The sequence below is a fragment of the Paenibacillus sp. 01T422 genome, from assembly GCF_056398785.1.
The window spans coordinates 1-4,387 of the sequence record NZ_JBFTQB010000551.1; the positions used below are offsets into that span (position 1 = coordinate 1).

Consider the following 4,387-nt stretch of genomic DNA (forward strand, 5'->3'; position numbering starts at 1 on the left):
GCGTACCGATGATCGGTGTAGAAAGCGGCACCGCAATCCGGATGAAGGAGCTGAATTCGTTTGCGCCATCTATCCTCGCCGCTTCGAGAATCTCTTTGTGAATACTGTCAAAAAAGTTTTTGAGCAGCAGCATGAAATACGCATTCGCCGCAGCCGGCAGCCAGAAAGCCCAGTAGGTATTCAACATACCGAGGCTTTTCAAATTGAGCAAGTTAGGCACAACGTACGTGGCTGGCGGGATGAGGAGCGTGGAAAAGAAAAACAGCGTCACCCAGCGTTTGAAAGGAACTTTTAAATGAGACAGCGCGTATGCCGCTAATCCGATTAGCAGCAGGGAAACGATCACGTTGCCGACATAGATGAACACAGTATTTTTGAGAAATGTCAGCAGTGGCAGATCAAATCCGCTAAAAGCATCCTTATAGTTGGTCCAAACCCAGCTCTTGGGGAAAAAGGTTGGCGGGAAAGCGAAAAATTCCTCCCGTGTTTTCAGTGAACCAAAAAACGTATTGAAAAACGGGTACAACATCGTTACACCCATCACAAGCATCAACACCACCATGATGGCGTAGCCTGTGCGTACGGTGCCTTTTTTCATATCAAATCTAGAAATAATGCCGCGTTCTTCTTGCTTCATGCTTTCTCACCTCTACGCTGCAGCAGATTGTATAATACGGACAACAGGATTAAGACAAAAAACATTAAGCTGCCCATCGCGCTTGCTTTACCAAAATCAAGATCCCGGAATGCCGTATGATTCAGCCATAGCAGGTAGGTTAGCGTTGCATTGTTCGGCCCGCCATCGGTCATGGATAACTGCGCCTGGAAGCCCTGTGACGTTGTGATCACCTGCAGAAGCAGCAGAAGCAGCATCAATGTGCGAATACTTGGCAATGTGATGTAACGGATACGCTGCCACACACTTGCTCCGTCGATCTCCGCCGCTTCATAAATGTCTCTAGGAATTCCTACGATTGCGGCGATGTAGATGAGTGTAGCTGCCCCAAAGCTTTGCCACGTTTCGAGTAAAACAATGGAACCCATGGCGAGCTTAGGGCTGAAGAATTGCAGTTGGGGAAGCCCCAACGCTTGCAAAAGGGAGTTGATCGGACCTACGGCATCGTAGAACCACTGCCACATGCCGTATAGAACGATGGCGGGAATCGCACTTGGCAAATATCCGATAATCCGCGCTCCCCCCTGAAACCACTTTAATTCCGTGACAGCGATTGCAATGAGCGGAGGAACCCAGAAGCCAATCACGATACCAAGCGCCATATAATACAAGGTATTTTTGACAGATATCAGCAGAAGCTCATCCTGAAAAATACTTAGATAATTTGCAAGGCCAATAAAATGATTGCCGTCCACGAAATCAATCGTGTAGAAGCTGTAGAAAACACCTTTGATAATCGGGACCCACAAGAAAATAATAAATAACACAATCTCCGGGATGATGAATAGCGTCCCCCACAAATACCAATTGATCTTCTTCTTAACGGTGCTTGCCGCTGCGACAGGCTGTACACTTAGTTCTGCATCCATCTCCAACACTCCTTATGAAATCGGACCTAAACCGCAAAGGCAGCTTAGATCCGACTGTTCCGGTCGCTATTCGACTTTCACTTTATCAAATACTTCTGATTGCACTTTGTTCGACGCATCCGTTAGAGCCTTTTTCAGATCTACATCTTTGGTTGTGAACACTTTTTGGATCACATTGGCCATCTCTGTGTAATACTTTTGCGCTTCGTATTGTGCTTCCGGCTTGCCGTCCCAGAGGCTGAGCAGCTGCGGATCGTATTTAAAGACGTTGTCATATTTAGCTAATAAGTCCGTGTACTTCTTACCGAAATCGGAGGAATCTTTCCAGTAGTTGATCGGCTGTGGAATATAGACGCGGTTTTTCGTTTTGCGGTCCTCGATTTCTTTTTTCGTGGAGTTCAAGAAATCGTCCGTGAAGTACTCATCCGTAATCCATTTGAAGGCTACAGCCTGTTGGTCTTTGTCACTCTTCGGATTGATAACACGGTAGTTGCCGCCGAGTACGCCTGTATGTTTGCCGCCTTTGGTCAACGCCGGCATCGGATACACGACCATATCCTCTTTGGAAATACCGCCTTCATTAATCGCAGTATCTGCTGCATTTCCGCTTCCACACATCACCATTGCGCCGCGTCCTTGCGAGAATGCACTTAGTGCATCGCCGTAGCCAAGCGCCCAGTTTTGCGGAATCAAGTTCTCATCTTTCAGCTTTTTATAAAATTCAAGCGCTTTCAAACCGGCGTCTGAATTGAAAATTCCTACGACTTTGCCGCCGTCAAGCTTCTGTACGTCTCCGCCAGCTGCATAGAGGAAATTCGTCCAGTTCCAGCCCGCTTCAGGGCCTTTCCCCATTGGGATAAAACCTGCAATGCCTTTGGCTGGGTCGTTGATTTTTCTCGCTGCTGCAAGAAGGTCATCCCACGTCCAGTCCATTGGCGGGAGTTCGACGCCTTTCTCCTTGAACAGCTTTTTGTTCAATGTAATGGTCATGACGTAGCCATCGATCGGCACGCCATACGTTTTACCATTCACAACAAACGGTTTGGAGAGGAGATCATTCATGTCTTTCGCATGTTCCCAGGCATTCATGGAGTCCGAAATGTCCGCTACCCATTTCTTATCGACCAGTACTTTACCTTCTGTTGCATAGGTTGTGTATTCGGTCGGAGCACTATTGGAAGCCATTTTGATTCCAATTTCAAGCGGATTGTACTGCCAGTCGTCTTTCTTGAATTCGACGTTCGGATTCTTTGCTTTAAAGCGGGCGATCCGCTGATCCAGTTGATCGTTTTTCTCCTTCTGGTCCGGCTTGAAGCCTTGGGCGGTGATGGTCACCTTTTTGGCAGCAGGCGTGGCCGTAGAAGCGCCCGTTGCCCCTGTTGCGGCTGGACTAGCCGGGCTAGCACTTGGCGTGCTTGTTGTTGCTGATGGCGTGCCACATCCTGCCAGTAGGACAGTCAGCGCGATCGCACTGATTGCGGATGTCTTTTTACCTCTCATAGTTGGTTCCCCTTTCAACATCATGTTAGTTACGTTTGCTGCTACAATTCCGATTATAAGGGGTACCCGGGCAACCTAGCGATGTGCCTTGTTACGCTAATCATGTCGCATATTACGGTCCCGCCACTTTGATCTCCGAAATATTCATCCCAAAATGCTTTTTAAATATTTTGCTAAAATGCTCCGGCGATTCGTACCCGATTTCCTCCGAAATCTCATATCGGCGTTTATCTGTTGTGAGAATCAGCTGTTTCCCTTTTTCCATGCGCAGCTGGGTTACATAATCCCAGATCCCCTGTCCCATCACTCTTTTAAACAAATAACTCAAATAATTGGGACTCAAATGCACACTGTCAGCGATGTCCTGCAGCTTCAGTCCTTTATCACAGAAATGATGTTCAATATACGTTTTCGTATCAAAAACAATGCGATTATTCGCCTCGTCAACCTGCGTATTCGTTAAATTCTGCTCATTCGTCGTTTTCCCGATATCCTCTATGTAAAACATATAGTGGTCTTTCTGTGTCTCGCCCCACGTCAAACTCTCCATCGCTTCTTTGTAAATGACAGGCCACTTGATGATGCCTTCCTGAATGCGGCTGATGCCGATTTGGCATTTGACATTCACATATTTCTGCAAATTCGCATGAATCATTTGAGCTACCATCAGCATCTGATTAATACTGAGCGTTCCTTGTTTCTCCTCCTCAGGAATTTGCATCAACAAGGAAAAGGTGGAATTGTGCGTRTTGAAAACAAGGTGGCTCCACTGGCTTGCTGTCTCTTCGATAATATTCAATGCGGCGTACTTCAGAAGACTACGGTCTTTCAGTGTCGCAATCTCCTCATCTCTAATGCCACCCCGGTTCAGAAATAATTTGATCACCAGCATGCTGTAATGGGTACCCGATATACGATTTCCGAGCTTCTCTCTGATGTCGGGCACTTCGGATTCATGAACGGTTCCTGTCACAATCTCGCTCAAATAATAGTTCATCTCAAGCGTGGTAATGTCCGCCAATGTTCGGTTGCCTTCCCAATTGGAAAAATGCTGCTGCCGCTCTTCCTTTTCCTTAAGCAGCTTCGCTGTTACCGCAATCAGGTGCGGCGGCGTAATCGGCTTAACCAAATATTCCTTGGCTCCGAAACGGATCGCTTTCTGGGCATATTCAAACTCGCCATGGGCGGATAAAATGACAATCGGGATCGATGGATCTTCCATGAATATATTTTCAATTAATTCAATGCCATTCATCTTTTCCATCTGAATATCGGTAAAAACGAGGTCAATTTTCTCCAAATGGATGAAATCGAGCGCCTCAAATCCGTTATAGGCTATAAA

Annotated in this window: 4 protein-coding genes; all 4 read right to left on the reverse strand. The window is 46.7% G+C overall.

The genetic code is table 11. The annotated features are described in order from the left end of the window. The coding region (locus AC1DUA_RS25575; RefSeq protein WP_477502447.1) for a carbohydrate ABC transporter permease at positions 1–637 on the reverse strand (637 nt) is incomplete at its 3' end. Further along, complete coding sequence (locus AC1DUA_RS25580) at positions 634–1,545, reverse strand: carbohydrate ABC transporter permease (protein ID WP_477502448.1); 912 nt, start codon at positions 1,543–1,545, stop codon at positions 634–636. The genes AC1DUA_RS25580 and AC1DUA_RS25575, both read right to left, overlap by 4 nt. A gap of 66 nt (positions 1,546–1,611) precedes the next feature. Beyond that, positions 1,612–3,045, reverse strand: coding sequence for an ABC transporter substrate-binding protein (locus AC1DUA_RS25585; RefSeq protein ID WP_477502449.1), 1,434 nt, complete (start codon positions 3,043–3,045; stop codon positions 1,612–1,614). 112 nt (positions 3,046–3,157) lie between these two features. Further along, positions 3,158–4,387 (reverse strand): response regulator (locus AC1DUA_RS25590; protein ID WP_477502450.1); only part of this gene is annotated, 1,230 nt, incomplete at its 5' end.